We start from the raw sequence: 14,156 nt of genomic DNA on the forward strand, positions 1-14,156 counted from the left end.
ATACTTGAACACCGTTCAGGAGGCATCCGGCGGGCTATGCTGGAAGCCTTAAGGAGGCTGCGCGATGCCACGATGGGCAATAGTGGTCGAGCAGACGACCGGCTTCGGAGACAGCAAAACCTGGTCCCCGAAGGTCCTCACCGAGGTGGTCGGCACCCGCGAACAAGCCCTTGCGAAGGTGCCCGATCTCGTCCAGAAATTCATTCCCGATCATCCGAAGATGGTCAGCCGCCGCACCATCCTGCGCGACGGCGACACCTTCATGCTGATCGCACGCGGCTGGTCCGACGACTACCACTGCGTCTTCCGCGTCTGGGAAGTGCTGTCGGACAGCGAGAATCCCGATCGAGCCCGGGAGAAACGCGCGAGCCGCTGAGCGCTCACACCGCCGCGGCCGCGACTACCGCGGCGGTAATGCGCTGGACGTCCTGTGCCGAACTGATGAAGGGCGGCATGGTGTAAACGAGGTTGCGGAAGGGCCGCAACCACACGCCGGACTCGACTGCGGCATGGGTGGCCTTGCGCACATCCACCTCATGATCGAGTTCGACCACGCCGATAGCACCATGAATCCGGACATCGGCGACACCGGGAAGATCACGGGCAGGAGCCAGACCGGTATTCAGCCCGGCCTCGATACCCTGCACCTCGCCCTGCCAATCCCGCGAGAGCAGCAGCTCGATCGAGGCCACCGCCACCGCGCACGCAAGCGGATTACCCATGAATGTCGGCCCGTGCATGAGCCCGCCGTGCGACCGGCTGATGCTCTCGGCGATCTCCGAAGTACACAGTGCCGCAGCGAGTGTCATATACCCGCCGGTGAGCGCCTTGCCCACGCACATCACATCCGGGCGCACCCCGGCGGCCTCGGCGGCGAAAAGCGTTCCGGTGCGGCCGAATCCGGTGGCGATCTCATCGAAGACCAGCAGCACGTCATGCTCATCGCAGAGCCTGCGCAGATCGGCGAGATAGCGCGGATCGTGGAAGCGCATACCGCCCGCACCCTGCACCACGGGCTCCACGATGACCGCAGCCAATTCGCCCGCGTGCGTTGCGATCAGCCGCTTCAGCTCCGAAACATATTCCGGCACATAATCACTCGGTGGTGCGGGCGCGAAGATCTGCTGCGCCAGCACATCGGTCCAGAGCGCGTGCATACCGCCGTCCGGATCGCAGACGCTCATGGGCGTGAAGGTATCGCCGTGGTATCCGCCGCGCCAGGTGAGCAGGCGGCGCTTGCGCGGGCGGCCGAGCGCGCGCTGATACTGCAGGCACATCTTGACCGCGACCTCGACCGAGACCGAACCGGAGTCGCAGAGGAAGACCTTGTCCAGCCCGTCCGGGGTGAGTTCGACGAGCAGCTGGGTAAGCCGCGCCGCGGGCTCGTGCGTGAGCCCGCCGAACATCACGTGGCTCATGCGCCGGGACTGCGCGAGCAGTGCGGCGTCGAGCACCGGATGCCCATACCCGTGCACCGCCGCCCACCACGAGCTCATGCCGTCCACGAGTTCGCGGCCGTCGGCGAGGGTGAGCCGGGTGCCCGAAGCGGAGGCGATGATGAGCGGTTCGGTGGTCGCCGGGAAGCCGCCGTACGGATGCCACACATGTGCGGTATCGATGGCGGTGATCTCGTCAGGTGTCAGTGCCAACGGGAGATTCCTTCACAGGCGGCGTCTTGAACACCGTTCAAGTTACCAGAACCCCGCGGACAAGGGCCTGGTCGCCCGCCGCCGCTCGGACACCGACGGGCGACGTCAGGTGGTCGAACTGACCGATCGGAGCCGCGCGGCCTTCGCCGAACTCGATGAACTCACCCACCGGCAGATCGGCGAACTCCTCGAATCGCCTCCCCCGACACCCGCACCCGGCTGGTCGCGGCCATGCACGCCATCGAGCGGATTCTGGACACCGACGCCGAACCCGATCCGGCGGGCGTGCTGGTGCGCGAACCACTGCCCGGCGACCACGGCTGGGTGATCGCGCGCAATGCCGCGCTCTACGCCCGCGAGTACGGCTGGAACGGCGAATACGAGTCACTGGTCGCCCGTATCGTCGCCGACTTCCTGAATTCCCATGACCCACAACGGGAACGGGCCTGGATCGCCGAGTACGAGGGCGCACCGGTCGGCTGCGTCTACTGCATGCGCGAGACCGACAGCACCGCCCGGCTGCGCCTGCTGCTGGTGGAACCCTCCGCGCGCGGCCTCGGCATGGGCGGCGCACTGGTCGAGCAATGCCTGCGCTTCGCCACCACCGCCGGCTACCGCGAGATCGTGCTCTGGACCAATGATGTGCTGACCGCCGCGCGGCACATCTACCAGCGCGTCGGATTCGAACTGGTGGAATCGAATCCGCATCACAGCTTCGGCGCGGATCTGATCGGCCAGACCTGGCGGAGGGCACTTGATTCGGGGGCCGATCCGGACCGATAGGGTCTGGGCATGGCTCCCGCGACTACCGACATGGCACCGCTCGGTGTCTGGCCGGGAACCGCATATCCACTCGGCGCCACCTACGACGGAGTCGGCACCAACTTCTCGGTGTTCTCCGAGGTCGCCAAGCGGGTCGAGCTATGCCTGCTGGGCCAGGACAATCGCGAGACGCGCATACCCCTGGACGAGGTGGACGGGTATGTCTGGCATGCCTATCTACCCGGCGTCGGACCCGGGCAACGCTACGGCTTCCGCGTGCACGGCCCGTTCGATCCCACGCGCGGGCTGCGCTGCGATCCGAGCAAACTGCTGCTGGACCCGTACGGCAAGGCATTCGAGGGGGATTTCGGGGCGGATGCCGCGCCCTACAACTACGGACAGAACACCCTCGGGCACACCATGACCGGTGTCGTCATCAACCCCTTCTTCGACTGGGCCGACGACCGCTCACCAAAACGCCCGTACCACGAGACGGTGATCTACGAGACCCACGTCAAGGGTATGACCATGACGCATCCGGCGGTGCCGGCGGAGCTGCGCGGCACCTACGCGGGGATAGCGCATCCGGCGATCGTGGAACACCTGCGCGGCCTGGGTATCACCGCCGTCGAACTCATGCCGGTGCACCAGTTCCTGCACGACCGCATCCTGCTCGATCGCGGACTGCGAAACTACTGGGGCTACAACAGTTTCGGCTACTTCGCCCCGCATCTGGAGTACGCCGCGAGCAAGACACCCGGCGCGGCCGTCACCGAATTCAAGGCCATGGTGAAGGCTTTGCACGCGGCGGGCATCGAGGTGATTCTGGATGTGGTCTACAACCACACCGCCGAGGGCAATGAATTCGGGCCGACACTGTCCTTCCGGGGCATCGACAATGCCGCGTATTACCGTCTGGTGGACGATGATTCGCAGCACTACATGGATTACACCGGCACCGGCAACAGCCTGAATGTGCGCCATCCGCACACCCTGCAGTTGATCATGGATTCGCTGCGCTACTGGGTGCTCGAAATGCACGTGGACGGCTTCCGTTTCGACCTGGCCGCCACCCTGGCACGCGAATTACATGATGTGGACCGGCTTTCCACGTTCTTCGACCTGGTGCACCAGGATCCGGTGGTGAGTCAGGTGAAGCTCATCGCCGAACCGTGGGATGTCGGCGAGGGTGGCTATCAGGTCGGCAATTTCCCGGTCGCCTGGACCGAATGGAACGGGAAATACCGTGACACCGTACGGGATTACTGGCGCGGGCAACCGGCTACGCTGGGCGAGTTCGCCTCTCGGCTCACCGGCTCCTCGGATCTGTACGAGGCCACCGGCCGCCGCCCCAGCGCCAGTATCAATTTCGTCACCGCGCATGACGGCTTCACCCTCGCGGATCTGGTGTCCTACAACGACAAACACAATGACGCCAATGGTGAGGGCAATCGCGACGGCGAGAACTACAACCGCTCCTGGAACTGCGGTATCGAAGGCCCCACCGACGATCCGGAAATCCTGGCCGTGCGCGCCCGGCAGAGCCGCAATCTGCTTGCCACACTACTGCTTTCGCAGGGCACCCCGATGCTGGCGCACGGTGACGAACTCGGCCGCACCCAGGGCGGCAACAATAATGCCTACTGTCAGGATTCCGCACTGTCGTGGATGGACTGGTCCCTCATGCACACCAATTCCGAACTGCTCGAATTCACCCGGCGCGCGGTCGCGGTCCGCACCGCGCATCCGGTATTCCGGCGGCGGCGCTTCTTCGACGGACGGCCCGCGACCACCCATGACCATCCCGACGACATCGCCTGGTTCACCCCGGGTGGCACCGAAATGACCGATGCCGATTGGGAAACCGGCTTCGGCCGCTCGCTCACCGTCTTCCTCAACGGCGACGGCATTCGCGAACCCGGACCGCGCGGCGAACGCATCGGCGACGATTCGTTCCTGCTCTGCTTCAATGCCCATGACGGCGCCCTCGACTTCACCCTCCCGCCCGCCGAACACGGTGCGGCCTGGTCGGTGGAGCTGGACTGCTCCACACCCACCGGTGCGGCCGCCGATGACCAGCGACACTCCGCCTCGTCCACCATGGCAGTGCCCGCGCGCTGTCTACTCGTCCTGCGCCGTACGGCATGATCAAGAAGGCCATGACCAGCACGCCCGAACATCTCACCGGACCCATCGCGCGGCAGACGCCCGTGCGCAGCACCTATCGACTGCAGCTGCGCCCCGACGCACTGACCTTCGCCGATGCCAGAACCATCGCCGAATACCTGCAGCAACTGGGTATTTCGCACCTGTACCTGTCCCCCGTCATGACCGCCACCCGCGGCTCCACGCACGGCTATGACATCACCGATCCGACCACCGTCTCCTCGGCGCTGGGCGGACCTACCGGATTCAAGGCGCTGTCGGACGAGGTGCGCGGCCGCGGCATGGGTTTGATCGTCGACCTGGTGCCCAACCATGTCGGCGTCGCCGATCCACGGCAGAACCCGTGGTGGTGGGATGTGCTCACGCACGGCAAGGAATCGAAGTACGCGCACTACTTCGATATCGACTGGAGCGCCGGCAATGGCGCGGGCGGGCGGCTGGCGCTGCCGGTGCTGGCCAATGAGAACGATCCGGCCGCACTGTCGGTGGATCGCGCCGGGCTCGAACCCATGCTGGCACTGCACGATTTGCGCTTCCCGATCGCACCCGGCACCGATGGCGAGAACGCGCTGCGGATCCACGACAAGCAGCACTATCGGCTGGTCAACTGGAAGTCCGGGCTCTGCGGCTACCGGCGGTACTTCACCGTCGGCGGGCTCGCGGCACTGCGACAGGAAGATCCGGTCATCTTCGAGGCCACCCACCGCGAACTCGCGGCCTGGTGCGAACACGATCTGATCGACGGCGTGCGCGTCGACCATCCGGACGGGCTGGCGAATCCGACCGAATACCTCACTCGGCTGCGCAAACTCATCGGACCGCAGCGCTTGCTACTGGTCGAGAAGGTGCTCGCGCACGGCGAACCCCTGGACTCCGGACTGCCGATCGACGGCACCACCGGATATGACGCGCTCACCGATATCGGCGGTGTGCTGATCGATCCCGATGGCGAGAAGATCCTCACCGATCTGTCCCGCCAGTTCACCGGACACGGCAGCGACCGCGCCTGGTTCGGCGAGCACGAGCATCGGATCAAACGGGCCGTGGCCGAAACCATGCTGGTGCCGGAGGTCCGCAGACTCGTCGCCGCCGTCAAACGCGATGCCCGCGCGGACGCCTTCGACACCATGGCGCTCACCAACGCGACCATCGAAGTGCTCTCGCATATACCCTTCGCGCGCACCGATTACGCGCCCCTGGCCGGCACCGTCGGCACCGTCGTGGCCGAAGTGGCCGAGCGCAACAGCGAACTCACCGCGCCGCTACACGTCCTGGTCACCGCGCTCGCCATTCGCGGGGAGGCGGCCACCCGATTCCAGCAGGTCGGCGGGGCGGTCACCGCGAAAGCCGTGGAAGACACCATGTTCTACCGCGCCGCGCGACTGGTCTCGCTGCAGGAGATGGGTTCGGATCCGGCGCGCTTCGGCAGTTCGATGATCGAATTCCATCTGGCCAACGCCGAACGGGCCGCACGCTGGCCCGCCACCATGACCACGCTCTCCACCCACGACACCAAGCGCGGCGAGGACACCCGGGCGCGCATCGGAATGCTCTCGCAGGTATCCGATATCTGGTCGCGGTCGGTGGCCGCGTGGAATGAGATCGCCCCCGGCCCCGACGGCGCGACCACACTGTTCCTCTTGCAGAACATGTACGGCGCGTGGCCCGCGGACGGCCGGCCCGCCGGAACCGTACCCGGCTTCCGGGAGCGCCTACATCAGTTCGCGGAGAAGGCCGTTCGCGAAGCGGGCACCCAATCCTCCTGGGAGGAACCGGATCTCGAATTCGAGAGCTCGGTGCACCGATGGATAGACGACATTCTCGACGGCCCGGTCGGCGTCGAATTGGGGGAATTCGTCACCGATCTCGCGACACATGCCTGGACCGACGCACTGGCACAGAAGCTGCTGCAACTGTGCGGACCCGGGATTCCGGATATCTATCAGGGCTGCGAACTCTGGGAAGATTCCCTGGTCGACCCCGACAATCGCCGGCCCGTCGACTTCACGCATCGGTCGCTGCTATTGCAATCGCTCACCGGGACACCGGATCTCGACCACACCGGCGCGGTGAAAATGTGGATAGTCGCCTATGCGCTATGGCTACGCCGAGAAAGACCCGAATGCTTTGTCGGCGGGACATATACGCCGCTGTTCGCCTCCGGCGATCATGCCAAGCATCTGGTGTCCTATGCGCGTGGACGAAGTGGTGAGACACCGGAGGTCATTGTCGCGGTGACCCGGCACAGTATTCGACTCGATGAGGCCGGTGGCTGGGGCGATACCGTATTGGATCTGCCCCAGGGACACTGGACCGACCGTCTTACCGGACATACATTCTCCGGGCGATCACGATTGGAGAAGCTGTTCGCCCGGCTGCCTGTAGCGCTATTGGTTAGATGAATGGGTCATAGGGTCGGGCACCAGGCACCGGCGCCCGGCGGCGGAGCGGGAAGGATCTTTTCGGGGGCCGGGACCGGCCTTTCCGGGGCCACGCCCGCGGGCAGGGATTTTCCGGGTCCGGGCACCGGCGCGGCGGGGCCGGTATCACCCGAAGCCCATGCCGCGGACGGATTCAGGGTGAATACGGTGGCGCAAACAAACGCACCGACAAGCAGGCCGATGGGCTTCTTTTTCGTCATACATCGCGACGCTACCGGCGGCACAAGGCGATTCGGTGCACCTCGACGTCGTTCGGCGAGTTACGGGATTGTTTGAACGGGTAAGAATCTGGGTACAGGGGCTCGGACCGCCGCAAGACCGCGCCTCACAATAGGTCCGGGAAGCCGAACAGCGCGACCAGTCCCGGGTCGTGGTGGAAGGCGATGACCTGGGAAACACCGGTCGTGGTCACTGTCAGCACCACGACTCCGTCCGCCCGCAGCACCCCGTCCGCGCCCCGGCGGTAGCTGACGGCGGCGGGCTGACCATTGGCCGTCGTGGCGAGCATTCGCCAATTCCCCGGCGTGTCGAGGACATACGCGTCGAGCATGTGGATGCAGTGCGCGCGACCCGCCTGCCACTCCCGGAACGGCGTGGCCTCCAGGGTGGCGTCCGTGCGCAGCACCTGTTCCAGCAGTGCGGCGTCGGAGCGCTCGAAGGCCGCGATATAGCCGTCGAGCAGTGCGCGCGCCCGCGCATCGGTCGGCTCCAGAAGTTCCCCGGATTGCGGGCCGAGTTCGTCCAGGCGGGCACGGGCACGCTGTAGGCCGCTCTTGACCGCCGCCCGGGTGGTGCCGAGGATCTCGGCGGTCTCGGCCGCGGAGAATGCCAGCACCTCACGCAGGATGAGGATCGCGCGCTGCCGGGCGGGCAGATGCTGCAGGCTCGCGATCAGCGCCAGCCGCAACGACTCCCGCGCGATGACCGCCATCGCCGGATCCGCGGCGGCCGGGGCGATCCAGCTGTCCGGCAGCGGTTCCAGCCACGAAACCTCGCCCGGCGCAAGATAACTCGGCGGACGATCGGGCCTGCCGTCGGGACCGGCCAGGCCCGAGGGCAGCACCCGCTTATGCCGCGGCTCCAATGCCGTCAAGCAGACATTGGTGGCGATCTTGTAGAGCCAGGAGCGCACCGAAGCACGACCCTCGAAACCCGCGTAGGAACGCCAGGCCCGCAGATACGTCTCCTGCACCAGATCCTCGGCATCATGTGCCGAGCCGACCATGCGGTAGCAGTGCGCCAACAACTCCCGCCGGAAGCATGCGGTCTCGGCGGCGAACCGGTCCTGATCCGGCGCCACCACCGCCGCGGCTTGCTTGCCTGCCATACACGCTCCTCGTCCGGGCCGATCCCGCGCGCGGGACTCTCACCCATTACGACCCGGGCGCCGCCGCGAAGGAATCGAACCTCAGGTCAGCGCGGGTCCCGACGAGGTCAGGGCAGCAGGGCCAGTTTGCCGATGGTAGTTCGGTTCTCCAGCTCCGCGAGCACCTTCGGGCCATCGGCCAGGTCATGGGTGGCGGGACGAGCGGGCCGGACGATGCCCGTGGCAATGAGCCCGAACAGCTCACCCATCACCTCGCCGAAGAGCTGCGGCGCGGACTCGATCAGCACCCCGATATTGAGGCCGATCAACTGAATCTGGTTCTTGTACACCAACTCCCAGTTCGTGATCGCGGCCTCCCCACCCGGCAGACCGTAGACGACAACCCGGCCGGTGACCCGTTTGGCCGCGCTCAGGCTGGTCTGAAACGTCGCGCCACCGACGCATTCGAGCACCAGATCGGCACCACCGCCGGTCAACTCCGATACCTCGGCGGCAAGCTGCTCGGAACCGGAGTCCAAGATGTGGTCGGCCCCGAGTGCCCGCACGATCTCATGCTTACCCGGCCCGGCCGTGGCGATGACCGTCGCACCGTAATGCTTGGCCAAGGTCACCGCGGCCTGGCCGGTCGCACCCGCCGCCGCATGGATCAGGACCGTCTCCCCCGCGACAACCCGGCCCAGGAATTTCAGCGCGGCGAGCGCGGTCGGCCAGTTCACGACCAAACCCAGCGCCTGCTCGGCCGTCCACCCCGGCGGCACCGGCATGGCGGCGACCGCGGGCAACACCATGTACTCCGCGAAAGCCCCATCCCCGACGCCGACGACCCGGGTTCCCACCGCCGGACCGGTCACCGCATCCCCCGCCGCGACCACCTCCCCCGCGGCCTCGAAGCCCGCCACATACGGTGGCTGCGGCCCGTCCCGAAAAGTGCCGTGCGCCTTCGAGATATCGGCGAAATTGACCCCGGCGGCAGCGACCCTGATCAGCACCTCACCCCGGCCCGGGGCCGGCACCGGCACCTCGGCGATCGAACGCATATCCTGCGGCCCCCGCAGCGAATTCTGTTGCAGGGCACGCATAGTGGTGGGAATACTCACGGCGATCAGCTCTCTTCTCGGCCTGTCTCGTCGCGGTCGGCCTCCTGTGCGAGCCGCACCGTCGAATAGGTAGACCGTGGCCGTCGCCGAAAGGAATCGCGGGCAACCCTCAGCCGACGGTGACCGGCTCCCCGATCGGAGCGTCCAACGGGCCGAGTTCGGTGGGTTCGATCAGGGCGGAAGGGATTGGGCCGTCCAGAGTTTCGTGCCAGCGGGTGAGGTTGCAGGGGTGGTAGTCGCGGGCGTGGCGGGCGGAGGAGGCCAGGAAGCTGGACTGGTCGGCGGGGGTAAGGATGCGACGCCAGGAATCCCAGTAGAAGCGGGGGCTGCGCGGGTTGCGGAGCAGGCGCAGGAAATTGAGTAGGCGGAATGCCGGGCCGAGCGAATTGTGCAGCAGCAGATGCTTTTTCGGCGGATGCGGGCAGTGCTGCCGCAGGGCGGTCAGGCGGGTGTGGTCGAAGCGCAGGCCCTCGGCCTCGGCCTCGCGGATCATCCAGCGCAGGGTGATATCGGCCAGGGCGCATTCGGGGTAGCCGCCGCCGACATCGCTGTGCACGCCCTCGAACCAGACCTGTTTGACCCGATCGGTGCGGCGATACTTGTGACCGATTTCGACCGGAACCTCCCACAGGCAGGGTTCGAAGGCGCGGCGGCGCTCATTCAGCGCCAGGGCCTGCCGGGCGCAGTGCACGGCGGGAGACAGCCGCACATCGTGGAAGCGGTGCCGCCGGGCCGTGACACCCGGAATACCCATCGCACCGACGGTATCGAAGACGCCGAGGAAATTGATGACCACCGGATCGGGATAGCAATTGGCCCTGCGGAATTCGGCCCACTCCGGCGGATCCGGATCATCCGGATTGGCCTTGCGGGTGTGGTAGATCTTCAGCGCGTCCGGATACTTACCGTCGATCATGGCCTTGTAGGTGAGGATGCCGAGCCGGTTGATCATCCCGGCCAGACTGCGCGCGGTGTACGCGCCGCGACTGAAACCGAAGATGAAGATCTCGTCGCCGGGCTCCCAGTTCAGCGCCAACTGCCAGTAGGCAGCCGAGAGATTGGCCTCCAGGCCGAGTCCGAACGCGCCGCCGAGCAGTCGATCGGTGGTGAATCCGCGCGCTCCGGGACCGGAGATGTAGTAGACGCGCTGGCCGATGGTGTTACCGGCCCGATCCGCGCCGCTATGGCAGACGGTTTGCGCGATTTTGACTATGTTCGACACCGTCGTCGAAGATTCGGCCTTCCAGGTGCCATCGCAGCACACCACAAGTCTCTTCATGAACAGATCCTCCCGCCACGAGCATCGGGTTCTCTTGCGTAGTGGACTACTCGGATTCATCGTATGAACCGCGTGATCGCGTTAACCGAGACTTCGGCGAATCCGTGCGCGACCGGCGCGGGTGTTAACGCCCGGCGGATATCCGGCGATCGCTCATAATTCGTTCACAATCGGCATGGCAATGTTGCGCCATGCCCGACGATCGGATGACGCCCCGCAGCATATGGATTCTGGTGTGCGAGGACGACGACGATCTGGGCGATCGGGTCGCGGCCGGGCTGCGAGAGGCCGGATTCATCGTCGACCTGACCCGAAATCTCGCCGAGGCCGGGCGCAGCTGCGGCACGCGCCGCTATGACTGCCTGATCGTGGATCGCGGGCTGCCCGACGGCGACGGCCTGGATCTGATTCGGCGGCAACGGGATTCGGGTCATCGCACCCCGGCACTGGTCATTACCGCGCGGGACAGCCCGACGGATCGCTCGGAGGGCTATGCCAGCGGCGCGGACGACTATCTGGCCAAACCCTTCTCGCTGAGCGAACTGGCCACCCGGGTGCGGGCCCTGTGCGGTCGCCGCCCGCGTTCACCGGCACCGGTGCTGACGGTCGGCGATCTGGTGGTGGATCGGCTGCGCCGCCGGGTGCAGCGCAATGGCGTACTACTCACCATGACCTCGCGCGAATTCTGTGCGCTGGAATTGCTGGCAACCCGGGCGGGCACCATGGTCAGCCGCACCGAGATCGCCGAATACTGCAGTGCGACACCGTCATTGACGAGCGTGGAGGATGTCATCCACCGGCTGGACCGCAAACTCGGTGAGCCGCAGCTCATTCATCCGACCGGCCCCGGTTATCTGATGCACATCTGACCTGCGAGACCCGCGATCCCAGTGGGGTGGATCGCGAACGACCGTCCCGGGCAGGGTTCTTCCCCGCCCTGCCCGGGATCGAGTCGATCAGGTCAGATAGCGGTAGGCGGGTGAGCCCGGATCGAGGCGGGTGCCGCGAATCGGTGACTCGTCCATCCGCTTCTGCAGCGGTTCCAAACCATTCGGCGATCCGAGTTCGATACCGACCAGCGCCGCACCGGTCTCCCGGTTGTTGCGCTTGACGTATTCGAACAGCGTGATGTCGTCGTCCGGTCCGAGCACCTCGTCCAGGAAGCGCCGCAGCGCGCCCGGCTCCTGCGGAAAGTCCACCAGGAAATAGTGTTTCAGCCCCTGATGCACCAGCGACCGCTCGATGACCTCGCCGTAGCGGGACACATCGTTATTACCACCCGAGAGCAGGCACACCACGATCGAGCCCGGCTTGATTTCGATCTCGCGCAGTGCTGCCGTGGCCAGTGCGCCCGCGGGCTCGGCGATAATGCCCTCGTTCTGGTAGAGCTCGAGCATGGTGGTGCAGATGGCGCCCTCATCGACGGTCATCATGCGGAAAGCGCCTGCGCCGGCACCGGATTCGGTCGCGGACAGTAAAGGCAGCGAGGCATGCGAGCGCACGCCGCCACCGAGCCGGGACACCGCGGTGTAGGGCAGGCCGCCGATGCGACGCACCGCCGCGCCGTCCACGAACGGGTCGATCTCCGGGAGCGTGACCGGTCCCCCGGCCAGCAGGGCGGCCGTCATGGAGGCCGCGCCCGCGGGCTCCACACCCAGAATCATGGTGTGCGGCGACCGTTCCCGGAGATAGGTGCTGATTCCGGCCAGGCAGCCACCGCCGCCCACCGGCACCACCACCAGATCGGGAGCTCGATCCAGCTGCTCCAGGAACTCCGCGGCAATCGTGCCCTGACCCGCCGCGGTGCGCGGATCGTCGAAGGGCGGGACCATGGTCGCCCCGGTGCGCGCCACATCATCGGCGGCGGCCGCGGCGGCCGCGTCATAGGTATCGCCGACGGCGATCAATTCCACGAATTCGCCGCCGTGCACGCGGATTCGGTCACGCTTCTGCTTGGGAGTGGTGGTCGGGACGTAGATGCGGCCGCGGATCCCCATCGCCTTGCACGCGAAAGCCACACCCTGGGCATGGTTTCCGGCACTCGCCGTGACCACGCCCGCGGCGCGTTCGGCGGCATTGAGCTGGATGATGAGGTTGTACGCCCCGCGCAGCTTGTACGAGCGCACGGCGGTGAGGTCCTCACGCTTGAGGTAGACCTCGGCACCCGTCGCCGCCGACAACCGCGCAATCCTCTGCAGCGGTGTCGGCTCGATAATGTCGGAAATTCTCTTGGCGGCAGCATCGATTTCGTCCGCGCTCAACTCGGGCACGTGACTGGACACTTTCTCTGCGACTACTACCGGATCCGACACCCGGCCCATGCTACTGAGGCGGACCGGACAGCATTACGCCGACCGGGCGAACCCGATCGGCGTAATGGACAAAAGCGATGAACGTCAGTCGCGCTCGGACAGGACGAAGACCGGAATCTCGCGATCGGTGTTCTTGGTGTAGCTGTCGTAATCCGGCCACGCCTGCACGGCGCGCTCCCACCAAATGGCCTTCTCATCGCCGGTGACCTCACGGGCGGTGTAATCCTTCACGACCGCGCCGTCACGCAGGTCGACATGCGGATCGGCCTTGATATTCCAGTACCAGACGGGATGCTTCGGAGCGCCGCCGAGCGAGGCGACGACCGCGTACTCACCATTGTGTTCGACCCGCATGAGTGGCGTCTTACGGAGCTTGCCGGACTTCGCGCCGCGGGTGGTGAGCAGAATGATGGGCTTACCTTGCATAACGCTGCCCTCCGCGCCGTTCGAGCCTTCGTACAGCTCTGCCTGCTCACGGGCCCAATCGGTAGGGCTGGGTTCATACTCTCCGGTTAGTGGCATGACCCAGCTAACACCGGCGGGGGCTCGAAATGTTCCAGCCGCGGTGGCGTGTCCGACCCGCTGTGGCGTGTCCGACAGAAAGTTCGTTTGCCCGAACTTTCGGACTGCGGGTAGCCTGATCAGATGGCAGTGGTTCACCCAACGCAGATGCGCCGCCCTCGCGCGCGCCTCGCGACCGTGAATATCGCGGGTACGGCCTGGCCGGTTTTCAAGCTCGAGGCCCTCGCCGCCGGGCTGGTCATCGCCCTGATTCTGCTGCTGGTCACCGCTTCCGCGCAGACCGCCGTGCTGGCGGGTGCGACCGTCATGGCGGTGCGCTGGGTACTCGCGCTCGTACGGCACGCGGCACGCAGCCCGAACTGAGACTTTCGGCCTTATCTCAATCGCGACCAGTCGGTACGTGCCATTCGGCCGAATCATGCGGTTTGCCTATTAAATAGTGATCCGCGACTTCCATATCTCGGTCAATCAGTGCGCCGGCCCGGTATCGATCCGCCAATACACCTACCTCTACGCCAAATCCGCCGAAGTGGACGACAGCGGCGCGGTCTTCGGCGACCCCACCTGGCTCTGAACGCGGCACGTCCCACGCGCCGACGGC

Annotated in this window: 14 protein-coding genes; 7 read left to right on the forward strand and 7 right to left on the reverse strand. The window is 66.0% G+C overall.

Annotated elements, in window-relative coordinates; genetic code table 11:
• The first annotated feature begins 64 nt into the window (after nucleotides 1-64).
• On the forward strand, nucleotides 65-376 hold the full coding sequence (locus GFY24_RS21805) for a hypothetical protein (RefSeq protein ID WP_153806896.1): 312 nt from the start codon (nucleotides 65-67) through the stop codon (nucleotides 374-376).
• A gap of 4 nt (nucleotides 377-380) precedes the next feature.
• Here GFY24_RS21805 and GFY24_RS21810 read toward each other — a convergent pair whose 3' ends face one another.
• Complete coding sequence (locus GFY24_RS21810) at nucleotides 381-1,649, reverse strand: adenosylmethionine--8-amino-7-oxononanoate transaminase (protein ID WP_153806897.1); 1,269 nt, start codon at nucleotides 1,647-1,649, stop codon at nucleotides 381-383.
• A 231-nt stretch (nucleotides 1,650-1,880) separates the two neighbouring features.
• On the opposite strand from GFY24_RS21810, the gene GFY24_RS21815 reads away from it, so the two are divergent.
• From GFY24_RS21815 to treY, 3 genes are read left to right on the forward strand one after another with little or no spacing between them, the layout of a single operon-like run.
• Nucleotides 1,881-2,432 (forward strand): GNAT family N-acetyltransferase, encoded by a 552-nt coding sequence (locus GFY24_RS21815; RefSeq protein ID WP_153806898.1) that lies wholly within the window; start codon nucleotides 1,881-1,883, stop codon nucleotides 2,430-2,432.
• 9 nt (nucleotides 2,433-2,441) lie between these two features.
• Complete coding sequence (glgX, locus tag GFY24_RS21820; protein WP_153806899.1) at nucleotides 2,442-4,559, forward strand: glycogen debranching protein GlgX; 2,118 nt, start codon at nucleotides 2,442-2,444, stop codon at nucleotides 4,557-4,559.
• A gap of 11 nt (nucleotides 4,560-4,570) precedes the next feature.
• Nucleotides 4,571-6,979: a malto-oligosyltrehalose synthase gene (treY, locus tag GFY24_RS21825; RefSeq protein WP_153806900.1), complete on the forward strand. Its 2,409-nt coding sequence runs from the start codon at nucleotides 4,571-4,573 to the stop codon at nucleotides 6,977-6,979.
• Nucleotides 6,980-6,984: 5 nt separating this feature from the next.
• On the opposite strand, the gene GFY24_RS21830 is transcribed toward treY, so the two are convergent.
• The 4 genes from GFY24_RS21830 to GFY24_RS21845 all read right to left on the reverse strand — a co-directional run bounded on the left by GFY24_RS21830 (nucleotide 6,985) and on the right by GFY24_RS21845 (nucleotide 10,721).
• Nucleotides 6,985-7,218 (reverse strand): hypothetical protein, encoded by a 234-nt coding sequence (locus GFY24_RS21830; RefSeq protein ID WP_153806901.1) that lies wholly within the window; start codon nucleotides 7,216-7,218, stop codon nucleotides 6,985-6,987.
• A 125-nt stretch (nucleotides 7,219-7,343) separates the two neighbouring features.
• Nucleotides 7,344-8,345, reverse strand: coding sequence for an RNA polymerase subunit sigma-70 (locus tag GFY24_RS21835; protein WP_153806902.1), 1,002 nt, complete (start codon nucleotides 8,343-8,345; stop codon nucleotides 7,344-7,346).
• A 107-nt stretch (nucleotides 8,346-8,452) separates the two neighbouring features.
• On the reverse strand, nucleotides 8,453-9,442 hold the full coding sequence (locus GFY24_RS21840; RefSeq protein ID WP_309231152.1) for an NADPH:quinone oxidoreductase family protein: 990 nt from the start codon (nucleotides 9,440-9,442) through the stop codon (nucleotides 8,453-8,455).
• Between the two features lie 109 nt (nucleotides 9,443-9,551).
• The gene (locus GFY24_RS21845; RefSeq protein ID WP_153806903.1) at nucleotides 9,552-10,721 is read right to left on the reverse strand and encodes a DUF2235 domain-containing protein; all 1,170 of its coding nucleotides are present in this window, start codon (nucleotides 10,719-10,721) and stop codon (nucleotides 9,552-9,554) included.
• Between the two features lie 191 nt (nucleotides 10,722-10,912).
• On the opposite strand from GFY24_RS21845, the gene GFY24_RS21850 reads away from it, so the two are divergent.
• On the forward strand, nucleotides 10,913-11,590 hold the full coding sequence (locus GFY24_RS21850) for a response regulator transcription factor (RefSeq protein ID WP_228566526.1): 678 nt from the start codon (nucleotides 10,913-10,915) through the stop codon (nucleotides 11,588-11,590).
• Nucleotides 11,591-11,677: 87 nt separating this feature from the next.
• On the opposite strand, the gene ilvA is transcribed toward GFY24_RS21850, so the two are convergent.
• Both ilvA and GFY24_RS21860 read right to left on the reverse strand, forming a co-directional pair.
• Entirely contained in the window at nucleotides 11,678-13,042 is a 1,365-nt protein-coding gene (gene ilvA, locus GFY24_RS21855; protein WP_153806904.1) for a threonine ammonia-lyase IlvA, read from the reverse strand.
• A 75-nt stretch (nucleotides 13,043-13,117) separates the two neighbouring features.
• Nucleotides 13,118-13,555, reverse strand: coding sequence for a nitroreductase family deazaflavin-dependent oxidoreductase (locus GFY24_RS21860; protein ID WP_153806905.1), 438 nt, complete (start codon nucleotides 13,553-13,555; stop codon nucleotides 13,118-13,120).
• A 123-nt stretch (nucleotides 13,556-13,678) separates the two neighbouring features.
• Here GFY24_RS21860 and GFY24_RS21865 point away from each other — a divergent pair, with 123 nt between their 5' ends.
• Together GFY24_RS21865 and GFY24_RS21870 are read left to right on the forward strand one after the other, a co-directional pair.
• Nucleotides 13,679-13,918, forward strand: a complete 240-nt coding sequence (locus tag GFY24_RS21865) for a hypothetical protein (RefSeq protein WP_153806906.1) — start codon at nucleotides 13,679-13,681, stop codon at nucleotides 13,916-13,918.
• A 76-nt stretch (nucleotides 13,919-13,994) separates the two neighbouring features.
• Nucleotides 13,995-14,129, forward strand: coding sequence for an MspA family porin (locus GFY24_RS21870; RefSeq protein WP_309231154.1), 135 nt, complete (start codon nucleotides 13,995-13,997; stop codon nucleotides 14,127-14,129).
• The last annotated feature ends 27 nt before the right edge of the window (nucleotides 14,130-14,156 follow it).

The organism is Nocardia sp. SYP-A9097, assembly GCF_009649815.1.
GTDB lineage: Bacteria > Actinomycetota > Actinomycetes > Mycobacteriales > Mycobacteriaceae > Nocardia.